The 15,953-nt window shown below is 67.4% G+C and carries 14 protein-coding genes; 10 read left to right on the top strand and 4 right to left on the bottom strand.

Annotation, left to right across the window (positions count from 1 at the left end):
- The first annotated feature begins 114 nt into the window (after positions 1 to 114).
- The 7 genes from ABMQ42_RS00560 to ABMQ42_RS00530 all read left to right on the top strand — a co-directional run bounded on the left by ABMQ42_RS00560 (position 115) and on the right by ABMQ42_RS00530 (position 7,612).
- Complete coding sequence (locus ABMQ42_RS00560; RefSeq protein ID WP_349720636.1) at positions 115 to 1,350, top strand: ROK family protein; 1,236 nt, start codon at positions 115 to 117, stop codon at positions 1,348 to 1,350.
- A 77-nt stretch (positions 1,351 to 1,427) separates the two neighbouring features.
- Positions 1,428 to 2,129, top strand: a complete 702-nt coding sequence (locus ABMQ42_RS00555) for a FadR/GntR family transcriptional regulator (protein ID WP_349720634.1) — start codon at positions 1,428 to 1,430, stop codon at positions 2,127 to 2,129.
- Positions 2,130 to 2,274: 145 nt separating this feature from the next.
- Entirely contained in the window at positions 2,275 to 3,141 is an 867-nt protein-coding gene (locus tag ABMQ42_RS00550; RefSeq protein ID WP_349720633.1) for an NAD(P)-dependent oxidoreductase, read from the top strand.
- A gap of 33 nt (positions 3,142 to 3,174) precedes the next feature.
- A complete protein-coding gene (locus ABMQ42_RS00545) occupies positions 3,175 to 4,497 on the top strand; it encodes an MFS transporter (protein WP_349720632.1) in 1,323 nt (440 codons plus the stop codon).
- Positions 4,498 to 4,506: 9 nt separating this feature from the next.
- Positions 4,507 to 5,382: a transketolase gene (locus ABMQ42_RS00540; RefSeq protein ID WP_349720630.1), complete on the top strand. Its 876-nt coding sequence runs from the start codon at positions 4,507 to 4,509 to the stop codon at positions 5,380 to 5,382.
- The gene (locus tag ABMQ42_RS00535) at positions 5,379 to 6,371 is read left to right on the top strand and encodes a transketolase family protein (RefSeq protein ID WP_349720629.1); all 993 of its coding nucleotides are present in this window, start codon (positions 5,379 to 5,381) and stop codon (positions 6,369 to 6,371) included. The genes ABMQ42_RS00540 and ABMQ42_RS00535 overlap by 4 nt, the downstream gene beginning before the upstream one ends.
- Complete coding sequence (locus ABMQ42_RS00530) at positions 6,368 to 7,612, top strand: four-carbon acid sugar kinase family protein (protein WP_349720628.1); 1,245 nt, start codon at positions 6,368 to 6,370, stop codon at positions 7,610 to 7,612. Before ABMQ42_RS00535 ends, ABMQ42_RS00530 begins: the two co-directional genes overlap by 4 nt.
- A 19-nt stretch (positions 7,613 to 7,631) precedes the next feature.
- Here the strand turns inward: ABMQ42_RS00530 and ABMQ42_RS00525 are convergent, their stop codons facing one another.
- From ABMQ42_RS00525 to ABMQ42_RS00510, 4 genes are all read right to left on the bottom strand, one after another.
- Positions 7,632 to 8,516, bottom strand: coding sequence for a carbohydrate ABC transporter permease (locus tag ABMQ42_RS00525; RefSeq protein WP_349720626.1), 885 nt, complete (start codon positions 8,514 to 8,516; stop codon positions 7,632 to 7,634).
- Positions 8,513 to 9,433: a carbohydrate ABC transporter permease gene (locus tag ABMQ42_RS00520; protein ID WP_349721497.1), complete on the bottom strand. Its 921-nt coding sequence runs from the start codon at positions 9,431 to 9,433 to the stop codon at positions 8,513 to 8,515. The genes ABMQ42_RS00525 and ABMQ42_RS00520 overlap by 4 nt, the downstream gene beginning before the upstream one ends.
- 87 nt (positions 9,434 to 9,520) lie before the next feature.
- On the bottom strand, positions 9,521 to 10,918 hold the full coding sequence (locus ABMQ42_RS00515; protein ID WP_349720625.1) for an extracellular solute-binding protein: 1,398 nt from the start codon (positions 10,916 to 10,918) through the stop codon (positions 9,521 to 9,523).
- A 288-nt stretch (positions 10,919 to 11,206) separates the two neighbouring features.
- Positions 11,207 to 11,668: a DeoR/GlpR family DNA-binding transcription regulator gene (locus ABMQ42_RS00510; protein ID WP_349720624.1), complete on the bottom strand. Its 462-nt coding sequence runs from the start codon at positions 11,666 to 11,668 to the stop codon at positions 11,207 to 11,209.
- A 127-nt stretch (positions 11,669 to 11,795) separates the two neighbouring features.
- Between ABMQ42_RS00510 and ABMQ42_RS00505 the strand changes: the two genes are divergently transcribed.
- From ABMQ42_RS00505 to ABMQ42_RS00495, 3 genes are all read left to right on the top strand, one after another.
- Positions 11,796 to 12,539: an MFS transporter gene (locus ABMQ42_RS00505; protein ID WP_349720623.1), complete on the top strand. Its 744-nt coding sequence runs from the start codon at positions 11,796 to 11,798 to the stop codon at positions 12,537 to 12,539.
- Between the two features lie 466 nt (positions 12,540 to 13,005).
- Positions 13,006 to 14,406: an MFS transporter gene (locus ABMQ42_RS00500; protein ID WP_349720621.1), complete on the top strand. Its 1,401-nt coding sequence runs from the start codon at positions 13,006 to 13,008 to the stop codon at positions 14,404 to 14,406.
- A gap of 50 nt (positions 14,407 to 14,456) precedes the next feature.
- Positions 14,457 to 15,953 carry a class I adenylate-forming enzyme family protein gene (locus ABMQ42_RS00495; protein WP_349720620.1) on the top strand — a complete coding sequence of 499 codons (1,497 nt, stop codon included), beginning with the start codon at positions 14,457 to 14,459 and terminating at the stop codon, positions 15,951 to 15,953.

The raw sequence follows: 15,953 nt of genomic DNA, 5'->3' as shown, positions 1-15,953 counted from the left end.
TCCTTGAGCGGGTGTGCGGGAACGCGACCGAATGAGTGAACCACAGCATCCGGTCTTAATGCAAGCTTTGAATTAAATACGGGATGCCGCGGTGCGGGGTGGCAGGATGAAACCGTGGCGGTACACGAGAAGACGGCGCTGGCGAACGAGGACGTCCGCGATCACAACCTGGGCCTCGTGCTGACGGCGCTCGACCACGACGGTCCCGCCGCGCGCGCCGAGCTCGCCGCCGCCACCGGCATGGCCCGCAGCGCCCTGTCGAACCTGTCGGCGGTCCTGCTCGAGAACCGGCTGGTGCGGGTGTCGGCCGCGCAGGCCGAGCGCGGCGTTGGCCGCCCGCTCGAGCGGCTCGAACTCGATGGCTCCGACATCGTGCTGGCCGGCGTCTACCTGCAGCTCGACGCGATCGTGACGCTCGCCGTCGACCTGGGCGGACGCGTGCGCTACGAGAGCCGCGTCGACGCCCTTACCCCGACCGGCGACCCGCAGCCGGTGGTGGCACAGCTGTGCGAGGCGATCGAGCGGTGCCGCGGCGCGCTCGCCGCCGAGAAGGTCGCCGTGCGCAGCCTCGACCTCATCATCGCCGGGTTCGTGATGCGCGGGTCGGATGCGGTGCGCTACGCGCTCGACTTCGGCTGGACCGATGTGCCGCTCAAGCGCCTGGTCGCCGAGCGGATCGCGCCGTTCCCCGACGGCATCCATCTCGCCGGCGACACGCAGTATGCGGCGTTCGCGGAGTACAGCGCCCTGAAGGCGACGGATGCCGCGGCCGACCTCGAGAGCATCGTCTACATCCGGTCGGCCACCGGCATCGGCGGCGCCGTCATCGCCGACGGCGAGATCTTCGGCGGATCGAAGGGCACCGTGTTCGTGCCCGGCCACACGATCGTCGACCCGCGCGGCAAGCAGTGCGAGTGCGGCCGACGGGGATGCCTCGTGACCGTGGCCGACCCCGAGCTGCTCGTGGATCGCGCAGGCCTCGGCGACCTGCGCCGCGCGTCGGGGCTGCCGGCCGCGCTGACCGAGATGGTGACGCGGGCCGCGGCCGGCGCGCAGCCGGCCGGTGCGGTTCTGGACGACGCGGTCATGTGGATCCGCATGATCGTCGACACCGCGATCATGCTGGCCGGCCCCCAGATGGTGGTGCTCGGCGGCTACCTCGCCGACGTGTGCGATCGCGTCCGCGAGATGCCCGAGGCGACCCTCGACACGATCGGCGTCGGAGGGCTCACCGGACCGCAGGCCATCGTGCCCGCGCGTCTCGGCGATGTCGCACCCCTGCTCGGTGCGCTGACCCTGCGCCGCCGTCGGCTGCTCGCGGCGCCCGGGCGGGGCGGGCTGATCGGCTGAGCGCACGTCAGCACAGGGTCGGTACGCGGCGCGCGTCACGACTACGATCGAATGGTCCAGCCAATCGGAGGGCCACTATGCCGGAACCGATCGAGAGCTTCGTCTCCCGACTTCTCGCGCTGACCACGCTCGAAGAAGGCACGGCGCACCGGCTTCCCCCTGAGCGCGAGCTCGGCGAGAAGCTCGGCATGAGTCGTGGTGCCCTGCGTGAACAGCTGTCGGTGCTCGAGAGCCTCGGCTTCCTGCATCGCACTCAGGGTCGCGGCACGTACCTGGAGACCCCGTCCGATGAGTTCGTCCGGGCCTACTTCACGATTGCGCGCGCGTTCGGCTATCTCAGCGATGCGCAGTTCGCCGAGTCGCGGATGCTGCTCGAAGAGGCCATCGCCGAGGTCGCCGCCACCGAGGCCTCGGACGAGGACATCGCGGCGCTGCGCGACGACGTCGACCGCATGATCGCTGCGACCCGTCGCGACGACCACGACGCCGCGTTCGAGGCAGACGTCGCATTCCACCGCCGGCTGCAGGGGATGATCGACAACCCCGTTCTTCGTCTCGTGCACGAGGGTCTCAGCCATGTGCTGCGTGAAGCCATCCGGATTCGTCGCCTGGAGGCGGTCGCCGTCGAGCCCGTCGACGACGACGGCGTGCGCCGCACTGACAGTGTGCACTACGCCGTGGTGGATGCCCTGGCCGCGCGCGACCCGGAGGCCGCGCGGCGCGCGATGCGCGAGCACTTCGAGAACTGGCTGTCGCTGGGCATTCCCGCGGTCCACTGACGACCGAGAGGTCACGTCGCGCGCGGGCCGTCCGCAAATTGGTTAAACCAATCTTGACGAATCGCACCACATCGTCGTAACATCGGTTCCGGCAATTGGTTCTACCAATTGTGAGCACGTGATCCCGGTACCGATGGAGGTCCCCATGTCCGCAGAACTGCCCACCGTCGCCTTCGTCGGTGTGGGGGCCATCGGCCTCCCCATGGCGGAGCAGCTCCATTCCGCCGGCTATGCCGTCACAGCGGTCGATCCGTTCCCCGCCGCGCAGGAACGCGCACGGGAACGTGGCATGTCAGCCGTGGCATCCATCGTCGAGGTCCCCGTCGCCGACGTGATCGTCGTAATGGTCGCCACTCCCGATCAGCTCGCCACGCTCGTCTCCGAGGCTCTCGGCGCCGGCGTGGCGGCCGGCACCACCTGGGTGATCATGAGCACTGTCGGCCCTGATGCCGTCACCGACGCCGCCACCCGCTTGATCGCCGCGGGAACCCGCGTCGTCGACGCGCCCGTCACAGGCGGCGTGGCTCGTGCACGCACAGGCGAGCTCACCATCTTCGCGGCAGGCCCGGGTGACGACGTCGCAACGGTGACCCCCTTGCTGTCGCATTTCGGCAGCGTCCGCGTCGTCGGCGAACAGCTCGGGCAGGGTCAATCGATCAAGGTCGTCAACCAGCACCTGTGCGCGGTCCACATCGTCGTCGCGGCCGAGGCGCTCGCCCTGGCCGCGAAGCTCGGACTCGACCCCGCGCACGTGCTGCCGCTCGTCGAGTCCGGTGCTGCCGGGTCCTGGATGCTCTCGGACCGCGGCCCCCGCATGCTCGGCGACACCGACGTCGAGGTCACCAGCCAGATCAACATCTTCGTGAAGGACTCGGGCCTGGTCGCCGACGCCGCGCAGTCGGTCGGCGCCGCCACTCCCGTCCTCGACGCCGCTCGATCCCGCTACCTGGCGGCCGCGGAAGCGGGTCTGGGCACCCGCGACGACTCCCGCGTCATCGAGACCTACGCCTGACCTCAACCACCACCCTGTTCAAGGAGGAACACCGTGACCAGTCCCGTCACTGATTCGCCGATCCGGCGTGACAACCCGCTCAAGGTGTCGATCGCCTCAATGGTCGGCACCGCCGTGGAGAGCTACGACTTCTTCATCTACGGCACCGCCGCGGCCGCCTACTTCGGCACCGCCTTCTTCCACGCGGCCAGCCCGTTCATCGGCGTGCTCGCATCGTTCGCGACACTCGCCGTCGGGTTCTTGTTCCGTCCGATCGGCGGATACCTGGCCGGCCACTACGGTGATCGCATCGGCCGCAAGTTCATCCTCATCGCGGCGCTGTCTCTCATGGGTGTGGCGACTGTCCTCATCGGATTCCTGCCGACATACGCGCTCGTGGGGGCTGCGGCTCCGGTGCTGCTCATCGTTCTGCGCGCCGTCCAGGGCATCGGCTACGGCGCAGAGTGGGGCGGTGCGGTGCTGATGGCCGTCGAACACGCGCCGGCCGCGCGCCGCGGGTTCTTCGGATCGGTCACGCAGATCGGCATCCCGGCCGGTCTGCTGCTGGGCAACGGCGTCTTCCTGCTGTCGGCGCTGATCTTCGACGGTGACTGGGTGTGGCGCGTGCCGTTCATCGCCTCGGCCGTCATGGTCGTGATCGGCCTGTGGATCCGGCTCGGCATCACAGAATCGCCCGAGTTCGAGAAGGTCAAGGCGGCCGGCGAGATCCGCAAGCGTCCCGCGCTCGAGGTCATCAAGACCGACTGGCGGGTCATCCTGCGCATCATCGGACTGCGCATGGCCGAGACCGGTGGCTACTACATCACGACGAGCTTCGTCATCAGCTATGTCGTCCTCGCCCAGATCATCGACGAGAAGTACGTCTTGCTGGGCACCATCGTCGGATCGGCTCTGGGCCTCGGCTCGCACCTGCTGTATGGGGCGCTGTCAGACCGCATCGGGCGCCGAAACGTCTTCCTCATCGGTTCGATCTTCACGATCCTGTTCGCGTTCCCGATGTTCCTGCTCATCAACACCGGCGTGGTGATCATGGTCGTCGTCGCGGTCGCATTCGGACTGCTGTTCAGCCATGACCCGATCTTCGCCGTCGAGGCCAGCTGGTTCTCCGAGCAGTTCCCCGCGAATCTGCGCTCGTCGGGCATCTCACTCGGATACAACGGCGCGTCGATCGTCGCCGGTCTGCTGCCGTTCATCGCCACCGCGCTCTTCGGATGGGTCGGCTGGATCGGGCCGGCGGTTCTCTTCGGGCTGCTCGGCATCATCTCCACCGTGACCGCAGTGTTCACCCGCGAGACCGCGCCGATCAAGACCGGTGAGCTGAAGGATGTGCCGCTCGCGCTTCCCGCGACGGACTGAGGAGAGATCATGACCACGTTGACGATGGATGCCGCGACCCGCGCCGAGCGGGTGGAGCGCATCCGTGAATCCGCCCACCGCATCCGCCTGAACGCGCTGCACATGGGCGAGGTGCAGGGGCAGGGCTATATCGGTCAGGCGCTTGGTGCGGCCGACGTGTTCGCCGCGCTGTACCTCGACCAGCTGCGCTTCCGTCCGCAGGAACCCGAGGGGGACGGGCGGGACCGCATGCTCCTGTCCACCGGTCACTACGCGATCGGCTTGTACGCGGCTCTGGCGGAGGCAGGCATCGTCCCGATCGAAGAGCTTGACACCTACGGCTCGGACGACTCGCGCCTGCCGATGTCGGGGATGGCCAGCTACACACCGGGTATGGAGATCTCCGGCGGAAGTCTCGGCCATGGGCTCACGGTTGCCGTGGGCATGTCGCTCGGACTTCGGCACCGGGGCAGTGACGCACGCGTCTTCAACTTCCTCTCCGACGGTGAGCTCGATGAGGGCTCGACCTGGGAGGCGGCGATGTCCGCGGCATCCCATCGCCTCGGCAACCTCACCGCGGTCGTGGACATGAATGCGATGCAGGCGGACGGACCCACGGCATCCGTCCTTTCGATCGAACCCGTCGAAGAGAAGTGGGCGGCTTTCGGCTGGCACACGCAGAGGGTCGACGGCAACGACCCCGAGGCACTCCTCGCGGCGTTCGACGCGATCGCCGGACGCGACAGTGTCGGACAGCCGCAGGTCCTCGTGTGCGACACGAAGGTCGGGCGCGGTGTGCCACTGCTGGAGACGCGCGAGAAGAACCACTTCATGCGTGTCGAAGAGGACGAATGGGCCATCTGCCGTGAGCAGCTGATCGCCGGATACGAGGGGGTCACCCGATGAGCACCACGACCGCACCGCGACTGAAGACGTCGGCGATGATCGCGTCATTCGCAGATCCCGGTCAGCGTACGGCCTCCGCCCCGTTCGGGCACGCGCTGAACAGGCTCGCCGAGACGGATGAGCGCGTCGTCGGCCTGTCCGCAGACCTGGCGAAGTACACCGACATGCACATCTTCCGCGATGCGCACCCCGACCGGTTCTTCCAGATGGGCATGGCCGAGCAGCTGCTGTTCGGTGCCGCGGCAGGCATGGCGGAAGTCGGTCTCGTGCCGTTCGCGTCGACATACTCGGTCTTCGCGACTCGCCGCGCCTACGACTTCGTCTGTCTGGACATCGCCGAGCCGAAGTTGAACGTCAACATCGTCGGCGGACTCCCGGGCCTGACCACCGGATACGGTCCGAGCCACCAGGCGACCGAAGACATGGCGATATTCCGCGCCATGCCGAACCTCACGATCGTCGATCCCTGCGACTCCGTCGACATCGAACAGGCGGTGCCGCAGCTCGCCGCGGCCGAGGGCCCGACCTATCTGCGACTTCTGCGCGGCAAGGTGCCGACGGTGCTCGACGACTACGACTACACGTTCGAGCTCGGCAAGGCGAAGGTCATCCGGCCCGGAGCAGACGTCGTGTTCGTCTCGAGTGGACTCATGACGATGCGCGCGCTGCAGGCGGCCGAAGAGCTTGCCACGCACAAGATCGATGTCGCCGTCGTGCACGCGCCCACCATCAAGCCGTTCGACGAAGAGACCGTGCTCCGCGAGATCGACACCCCACGCGTCGCGTTCACGCTCGAGAACCACACCGTGGTCGGGGGGCTGTTCGAGACCGTGGCGTCGGCGCTGGTGCGTCGTGGCGTCGGGGGACGGGTGACGCCGATCGGGCTGCCCGACGCATTCCTCGATGCGGGTGCGCTCCCGACGCTGCACGAGCGGTACGGCCTGGCGACGTCGGCCATCGTGCAGAAGGTGCTCGGCGAACTGCGATGAAAAGCGTCATTCTCGACGACGACCCGACCGGAACCCAGTCGGCGTCCGACGCGATCGTGCTGTTGCGGTGGGATGCCGCGAGCCTGACGGACGCGCTGCGCGAGAACGATGCCGTCTACCTGCTGACGAATACGCGGGCGATCGACGAGACCACTGCGGTCACGCTGCTCCGTGGTGTGCGCGCGGACTTGGCGGCGGCATCCACGTCTCTCGGCGAACCCGTGCACGTCGTTCTCCGTGGCGACTCGACGCTGCGGGGGCACGTCTTCGCTGAGACCGAGGTCTTCGCCGGTGACGACGATGTCGTGCTGTTCGTGCCCGCGTTCCCGCAGGGAGGTCGTACGACGCGCGACGGCATGCACTATGTGCGGCGGGAGGGCGTCGATGTGCCCGCCCATGAGAGCGAGTACGCGGACGATCCGGTGTTCCCGTTCGACACGGGGTTCCTGCCCGACTACGTGCGGCAGCGATCGTCGCGTGAACCCGTCGCCGTGGATCTGGCCACCGTGCGAGCGGGGGAGCTTCGGGCCGTGCTCGCCGCGTCGCCCGGACGTGTCGTGCTCCCGGACGCCGTGAGCGACGAGGATGTGCGGCTCATCGCCGAGGCCGTGCGCGATGTCTGGGCCGAGGGTCGACGCGTGGTCGTGAGATCGGCGTCGCCGCTGGCCGCGGCCATCGCGGGTGTCGAGAGCACCGGTCTGCTGGAGACGCCGTTGGTGGATGCCGCGCGCACGACCCTCCTCGTGTGCGGCTCGCACACGGAGGGTGCGACCCGTCAGCTGTCGCCGGTGCAGGAACGGTGGGGTGAGATCGAGACGATCGGCACCGACCACGCGTTCGCCGAACCGCAGGTCGAGTCCGCCCGGATCGTGGACGCGGTCGGCTCGAGACTGGCTTCGACGGGGTTCGGTGCGTTCGCGTCGGAACGGGTGCGTCGGTCCGAACACAACACGCTCGCACACGGCGAGCGGGTGATGGCGGTGCTCACCGAGGCCGTCGCCGCGCTGCGCGATCGGGTCGACGTCGTCGTCTCGAAGGGCGGGATCACCTCCGCCGACGTCGCTCGCGTCGGGCTGGGCGCGGAGCGCGCACTCGTGCGGGGCCAGGTCGTCCCGGGCGTGTCCGTGTGGGACGTCGTCACGCCCGAAGGACGACCCGTCCTCTACATCGTGGTGCCGGGCAACGTGGGGGAGGTCTCGACCATCGTCGATGTGCTCGAAGCCGTGCGGGTCGGGGGCTGACGCGGCCCGCGGCATCCCCTCACCCCTTCATCGCCCCGGTCATCGCGAATGATCCGCCGATGCCCCGCGACACGAGCACGTACAGCGCGATGACCGGCACCGAATAGAGGATCGAGAATGCGGCCAGCTGTCCGTACGCGATGGCCCCGTACTGCCCGAAGAACGAATAGATGCTCACCGCGGCCGGCTGCTTGGCGGGGTCGAGCAACAGGATGAACGGCACGAAGAAGTTGCCCCACGCCTGGATGAACACGAAGATGAACACCACGCTCAACCCGGGGCGCATGAGTGGCACGACCACACGTCCCAGCGCCGACATGGCCGAGGCCCCGTCGATCCAGGCGGCCTCTTCGAGGCTGATGGGCACCGAGTCCATGAAGTTCTTGGTCATCCAGATGGCCATCGGCAGCGAGGTTGCGGCCATGAAGAAGATCACGCCGACCATCGAGTCGAGCAGGTTGACCTGCACGAACAGGCTGTAGACCGGCACCATGATCGCGGTGATCGGCAGGCACGTGCCGAACAGGATCGTGTACAGGTACGGCTTGTTGTACCTGGCCTGATAGCGCGACAGCGGATACGCCGCCAGCACCGCCACCACCACCGTGACCACGGCGGCACCGACCGACAGCAGCAGGCTGTTCCACAGCGGCACGAGCGTCAGGTCGGGCTGCAGCACGGCGCTGAAGTTCGCGAGCGTGAACACCTTCGGCAGCTGCGTCTCGAAGCCGGCGTGCGCGTCGACCGAGGCCAGCAGCACCCACGCCAGCGGCACGAGGAAGCACAGCGCCACGATCACGAGCACGCCGTTCGCGTACACCTTCGAGACGACGCGGCGCGGCGACGCGATGCTGCGCGGGGCGCGGGGTGCGGCATCCACCCTCGACGGCGCGGTCGTGGTCATGACGCCGCCTCCTGTTCGGGGGTGGGATGCCGCGGCCCGGGCGCACTTGGTTCGGCGGCCTTCGGCGCGGGCCTCTCGCGCAGCAGCGCGACGTAGAAGATCGAGAACACGGCGCCGATCACGATCATCACGGCGGCGATCGCGGTGCCGTAGCCGATGTCGCCGAACTGGAACGCCTCGCGGTAGGCGAGCACCGGCAGGGTGCTCGAGTCGTCGCCCGGTCCGCCGGCGGTCATCACCCAGATCAGCGTGAAGGCGGCGAGGGTCTGCAGCGTGATCAGCATGAGGTTCGTCGACACCGAGGTACGGATCATCGGCAGCGTCACCAGGAAGAAGCGCTGGCTGCCGCCGGCCCCGTCGATCATCGCGGCCTCGGTGATCTCGGGCGGCACGTCGTTGAGCGCCGCCTGGTAGATCATCATCGAGAACGCGGTTCCGCGCCAGATGTTGGCGAGGATGATCGCGAGCATCGGATAGCTGTAGAGCCAGTTCGGTCCGGTCATGCCCAGGCCCGCGAGGATCTGGTTCAGCGTGCCGTCCTTCGAGAAGTACGCGTAGCAGATGAAGCCCGCGACGATCTCGGGCAGCACCCACGCCGCGACCACGAGGGTGCTCGTGATGGCGCTGACGGTGCGGTTCGCGCGCAGCTGCAGCACGGCGATCCACATGCCCAGCACGTTCTGCCCGATGATCGCCGAGGCGACCACGAACACCACGGTCAGCAGCAGCGACTTCGGGAACGTCGGGTCGGTGAACAGGCGCACGAAGTTGTCGAGCCCGACGAAGTCGGGCGACAGTGCACCGGGGCCGGTCAGCGCGGCGTTCGTCAGCGAGCCGTAGAACGCCCAGACCACGGGCCCGGCAAGGAACGCGAGCAGCAGCAGGACGCTGGGCAGCAGCGGCAGCGCGCGCAGCAGCGACCGCGAGCGCCGGTGCCCGGTGCCGCGCCCGGTGCCGCGCCCGCGACCGGCGAAGGCCGCGGGCGCGATCTGGGTCGTCACGTTCTACTTCGCGATCGTCTTGTCGTCTCCGACGATCTGCTTCACCGCGGCGTCGTAATCGGCCGCAGCCTGCTGCGGCGTCTTCTTGCCCGTGATCACGTCACCGGTGGCCTCCTGCGCGGCGGCCGAGATCTTCGGATACACGCCGTTCGCGGGCCGGTAGTGGCTGAACTCGAGCACGTCCGAGACCTCCTTCATGAAGGGGTTCGCCTTCAGGTAGGAGGGGTCGGATGCCACGTCCTTCCTGACCGCGATCTTCGCGTTCGTGGTGTCGTACCAGAGTGCGTTCTCGCGGCTGAAGGCCATCTTCATGAAGTCGAACGCCAGGTCGGCGTTCTTCGTCTTCGCGCTCATCGCCAGCGTCCAGCCGCCCGACATGCTCACGCCGCCGGGTGCCTGCCCGTTCTGCGTCGGGAACGGCGCCGCGCCGACCTTGTCGGCGTAGTCGGCCCACGGGTAGGGGCCGCCGGTCTCCCAGAATGACGGTGCGTACGAGCCCTCGACGGTGCCGCCGACCTTGTCCTTCGGGAACAGGTCACCGACGACGGTCTTCCAGACGTTCGCGTCGAGCGCCTCGGCAGGCGTGACCGCGTACTTCTTGTCGTACAGCGTCTGGAGGAACTGCAGCGAGTCGACGAAGCCCTGCGACCCGACGATCCACTTGCCCGAGTCGCTGTCGTACAGGCCCTGGCCATCGCCGGTGCCGTACAGCAGCTCGTAGAAGCTCTGCATCACGGTGCCCTCGCCGGTGCCGGTGCCCGCGTACATCGTGAACGGGACCACGTCGGGCTCGGCCGCCTTGATCTTGGCCGCGGCATCCAAGATGTCCTGCCAGGTCTTCGGCGCCCACGGAACGGAGATCCCCGCGGCCTCGAGCACCGGCTTGCTGTACCAGATGACCCGCGTGTCGGCGCCGAGCGGAATCGCGTAGTAGCTGCCGTCGTCGCCCTGGCCGGCGGCCTTGGCGCTGTCGAGGTACTGCGACCAGTCGCTCCACGACTTCAGCTTGTCGTCGAGGTTATAGAGGTATCCGGCCTCGATGTCGCCCTTCACGCGGAACGTGTCTTCATAGAAGATGTCGGGCGCCGTCGACGCCGAGCGCAGGGAGAGCGCGAGCTTCGTGCTGTAGTCGGTGTCGTCGGCGGTGATCGGCTGCAGGTCGACCGTCACGTTCTTGTGCTGCTTCTCGAACTCGGTCTTCACCTTCTTCATGAGCGTGTCCATGACGGTGAACGAGTCGGACTTCTCGTACGTGATCTTCAGCGTCGCCGAGCCGTTGTCGCTGCTTCCTCCGCCGGAACAACCACCCAGCACCAGCGCCGCCGACGCGGCGACCACGGCGATGGATGTGACGCGAAGACCCGAGATCCGTTGGACCCGTCGTGCATTCTGTGCCCTCATCGTGCCCCCCTTATGTGGTGCGCAGGCGATGAGACCGTCGACGGTTCTGTCGCGGGCCCGCGCCGGCGCGTAACCCTTGATGCGGCTCAGCATAGGGCGGCCGGTCGGCGGGCGACAGGGGTCTCGCGGATCGGGGGTGGATGTCGCAGTGCGGACGCGCGGAGTCGGCCCGGGGTATCAACGGCCTGAACTCGCGTGCATGGATTCGGGTCGTCTGGCCGACGCGCCGGGCGTGCCGGCCACGGGCACGGGCTTCTCCGGCCGGGCCCCACGGGCCCCGGCCCTGGGCTACTCGCCGATCAGCACCTCGACGCCGGCGGCCTTCAGCGCTGCGGCCAGCGGCGCGGGCGGCTCTGCGTTCGTGATGAGGTAGTCGGCCGCTTCCAGCGGCGCGACCTCGGCGAACAGGTCGTTGCCGAACTTCGTCGAGTCGGCGAGGATCGCGACGCGGGCTGACCGGGCGATCATCGCCGCCATCATCGCGGCATCCCCGAGGTTGCTGGTCGTGAAGCCGCTGGTCGCCGACACGGCCCCGACACCGATGAAGGCGAACTCGGCGTGCACGTCGATCTCGTGATCGCTGGATGCCAGACGCATCGAGATGGGACCGGTCGTCGTCTGCGTGATCGTGCGCCCGGTTCCGGTCGGATAGGCTCGGCCGCGGCGATCCTTCTCGTTGCGCTTCGGCTGCTGCAAGGCATCGCAGTCGGTGGTGAGTGGGCGGGTGCCAGCCTCATGTCGATCGAGCACGCCAACCAGCGTCGGCGGGGATTTGCAGGCGCGATCGTCCAGAGCGGCGGGCCGACCGGCGCCGTGCTTGCTACCCTCGCGTTCTCCCTGGTGTCCCTTGCCCCCCCAGGACCAACTCCTGGCCTGGGTGTGGCGCATCCCGTTCCTGGCATCCGCGATCATCGTGATCGTTGCTCTCGTTATCCGCGTTGGCGTGAAGGAGTCTCCGGAGTTCGTCAAGACCAGTGACGCACATGACACCGTGCGGATACCTATCGTCACGACATTCGTTCAGAACTGGTCGAGCGTCTTGGTGATCGTGCTGACAGCACTTTCTCCCTTCTTTCTTCAGTCCCTCACGGCGACTTTCGCGCTTCAATTCGCTGTCGGCAACGGCACCCCGCAATCCGTCGCGCTGTGGATGCTGACGATCTCGAACTTCCTCACGATCTTCGCGACCCTGTTCTTCGCGTGGCTGTCTGACCGGTTCGGTCGTTCACGGGTGATGATCGTTGGGTTCGTACTCGGCGCAATATTGGTCTGGGCAGCGTTCGCGTTGCTGGCCGTCCCCAGCGCCTGGGCCGTCTTGGGAGCGTTCATCATCCTGCAGCCGATCGGAAACGCCGCCATCGGTGGCCCCCTTGCGGCCTACATGGCCGCACTGTTCCCGGTGAGGACCCGGTTCACCGGTGTCGGCATCTCGTATCAGCTCGCGGCGACCCTCGCAGCGGGATTCGCTCCGCTCGTGGCGGCGAGCCTCGTCGGTGCCGCGAACGGGCAGACCTACCTGCTGTCGGGCCTGGTTTCACTGCTCGGCGTCGTCGGCATCGTGGCGGTGCTGGTCAGTCGCCGCATCAAGGCTGACGACAGCGTGATCCGGGCCGAGGCCTGACGGCACGGCGGCGGCACAGACACCCGGCGGCGGCACAGACACTCGACGGCGTGAGCAGAGCCGAGACGGAGGCTGGGGTCAGTGCCTGGCGCGCGGGCAGCTGAGCTCGCGGCATCCATCCCCACCGGGAGCGTTCGGGTGAAAGGTACCTCGACCGACGGGGACTTCTCCCGGTCACTGTCGTTCCCGGCGCTGGGCTGCGGCTGACACCGATCTCCCTCGACGACAGTGAGGAACCCGGTGACTGGACCGCGACGGCACGGGCGACGGTGAAGACGAATCCGGATGCCGCGCCGGGTGACTGCTCATCGACGCTGACGCACTTCCTGGTCGACGGGCCGTTGAGCCGGCCAGGGTGGGCGCAATGTCAATAGTTAGACCTTTGACAATCAGGACTGAGATGATTAGAGTACAAATTAGTACGGGGTAGGCCCGTCATACGCACCCGCAAGCAAAGGAGCTGTCCATGAGTGCGTCACATCCCGAGTCGGTCGCCGGATTCACGCCGACGGGCACGATCGCAACGCCGGCAGATCGGCGAAGGGTCGTCTTCGCGACAGTGGTCGGAACGACGATCGAGTGGTACGACTTCTTCATCTACGCCTCGGCGGCGGGTCTCGTCTTCGGTCAACTGTTCTTCGAGCCGGCGGGTCGGGAGATGGCAACTCTGATCGCGTTCATCACGGTCGGCATCTCTTTTCTGTTCCGGCCGCTGGGCGCGCTGATCGCCGGCCATCTCGGCGACCGACACGGGCGTCGGGTCGTCTTGATGCTGACGCTGATTCTGATGGGCGGTGCCACCACACTGGTCGGCCTTCTGCCGACGTACGAGACGATCGGCGCTGCAGCGCCCGTGCTTCTCATCGTGCTGCGCGTGCTCCAGGGCATTTCCGCCGGTGGAGAGTGGGGCGGTGCGGCACTCATGGCCGTCGAGCACGCGCCGAAGTCGAAGCGAGGACTGTTCGGGGCCTCGCCGCAGATCGGCGTGCCGCTCGGGCTGCTTCTCGCGTCGGCTGTCATGGCGGTGATGACGGCGATCGCGCCGGGTGACGCATTTCTGGCCTGGGGCTGGCGCGTGCCTTTCCTGTTCTCCGTCGTGCTGATCATCGTCGGGTTCTACGTACGCCGCCGGGTCGAAGAGAGCCCCGTGTTCGTCGAACTTGCGGAACGGAAGGAAGCGACTCGGATGCCGATCGTCGGGCTCTTCCGTCGGCACGCGCTGCTGGTGGTCATCGCGGCACTGGTGTTCGCCGGGTCGAACACAGCCGGCTACATGACCACAGGCGGCTATATCCAGAACTACGCGACGAATCCGGATGGGCCATTGGCGATGGACAGGGGGCCGGTGCTCTGGGCGGTGACCGGCTCGGCGGTGGTGTGGCTCGGGGCGACCTGGTTCGGCGGGTGGCTCAGCGATGTCGTCGGCCGGCGGAATACCTTCGTCGTGGGGTGGATCGTTCAGCTGATCGGTGTGTTCGCGCTGTTCCCGCTCGTCAACACCGGCGAGATCTGGCTCGTGTTCGCCGCGCTCGACCTGCTGTCGATCGGTGTCGGAATGACCTACGGCCCGATCTCGGCGTTGTTCGCGGAGCTGTTCCCGGCTTCGGTCAGGTTCTCGGGTGTGTCCATCGCGTACTCGCTCGGCGCGATCCTGGGCGGGGCGTTCGCGCCGACCATCGCGACCGCGCTGGTGCAGGCGACGGGTGTGACGACGTCCGTCACCTGGTATCTCGCAGGCATGACGATGATCGGCCTGCTCGCGACGCTGTTGCTGCGTGACCGGGTCGGCATCCCCTTGGGCGCGGACGGCGAACAGGCTCAGGGAGTGAGCCCCATCTACGGGGTCCCGCAAGCCGGACGCGGCTGAGCAGCCGCTCGGAGGAGAGAAAGAAGGTCGACGTGGTGGACTGGACCGCGATGCGCAGTATCAGTGACGTCATCCGCTCGGGTGTGGATCTGGATCCGTCGTCACCCGCGGTGACGTGCGGGTCTGAGCAGTACAGTTACGCGCAGCTGAACACGAGACTGCACGCGCTCGCTGCGGCGCTGACCGAGAGCCTCGGGCTTGAGCGGGGTGACCGTGTAGCGGTGCTTAGCGCCAACTGTCATCGGTACCTCGAGCTGTATCTGACGGTGCCCTCGACAGGACTGGTGCTCGTCCCCGTCAACGTCCGCCTGGCGACACCAGAGATCCATTACATCCTTCGGGATTCGGGGACGCGCGTGCTGTTCACCGATCGTGCGATCCCAGGGATCGACGATCTCGACCTCACGGTCGTCATGATTCCGGATGAGTACGAAGCGCTGCTCGGTGGTGCGGGGGAGACCACATTCTGGCCTGAGACGAGTCCTGACGACCTGGCGGGCATCTTCTACACGGGCGGCACGACGGGCCTGGCCAAGGGCGTCATGCTCACCCACGCGAATCTTCTCGCCAACGCGAGCAGCCTGTCGAGCTGCTGGCCGTTCGACATCAAGACGACCTGGCTCTTGGCGGCGCCGATGTTCCACACCGCGGGCACCATCGGGGCACTCGCCACAGTGGCCAACGGAGGGCGTCACGTCGTGCTTCCGGCCTTCGACCCGGGAGTGCTGCTCGACCTCGTCGAGCGGGAGCGCGTCACCTCGACGGTCGCAGTCCCGGCGACGCTCAAGAGCCTGGCGGAGGAACAGGAAGCCCGGCCTCGCGACGTGAGCTCGCTCGTCTACGTGTGTCACGGGTCTTCGCCCGCATCGAGTCCGTTGCTCGAGCACTTCCACAGCACCTTCCCTTCGGCACGGCTCCTCGACGTCTACGGCGCGACCGAATGCTCGCCCATCGTCACGCTGCTACCGGACGAGCAGCTGCTGATCGGCCATCCGCGCCTGGCATCGAGCGGGCGAGCCGCGCCGAACGTCGGCGTGCGAATCGCGCAGATCGAGCAGGCGGACGGTGTCGGCGAGGTGCTCGTCTCCGGAAAGAACGTCGCGAAGGGATATTGGAACAAGCCGGACGAGACGTCGTCCGCCTTCCGAGACGGCTGGTATTGGTCGGGAGACGTGGGATACCTCGACGGCGACGGGTATCTGTTCCTCGTCGATCGCTCGAAAGACATGATCGTCAGCGGCAGCGAGAACGTCTACAGCGCCGAAGTCGAGGCGGCGATCGCGACCCATCCGGCCGTCGTCGAGGTCGCCGTGATCGGCATCCCCCACGAACGCTGGGGCGAAGCCGTGCACGCCATCGTCTGCGTGGACGGTGATGTGACGGCGGACGAGCTGATCGACCATTGCCGGCAGCATGTTGCGGGATTCAAGGTTCCGAAGTCCATCGAGATCCGCTCAGAACCGCTGCCCCGGTCGGGGGTGGGGAAGGTCCTGAAGCGGGAACTGCGCGAACCGTACTGGGCTGGTCATGAGCGTCGCATCTCCTGA

It is taken from the genome of Microbacterium sp. KR10-403, assembly GCF_040196215.1.
In the GTDB taxonomy this organism is placed as follows: Bacteria; Actinomycetota; Actinomycetes; order Actinomycetales; family Microbacteriaceae; genus Microbacterium.
Note: the sequence above shows the minus strand (reverse complement) of the source record. Positions and strands in the feature narration are given on the sequence as shown.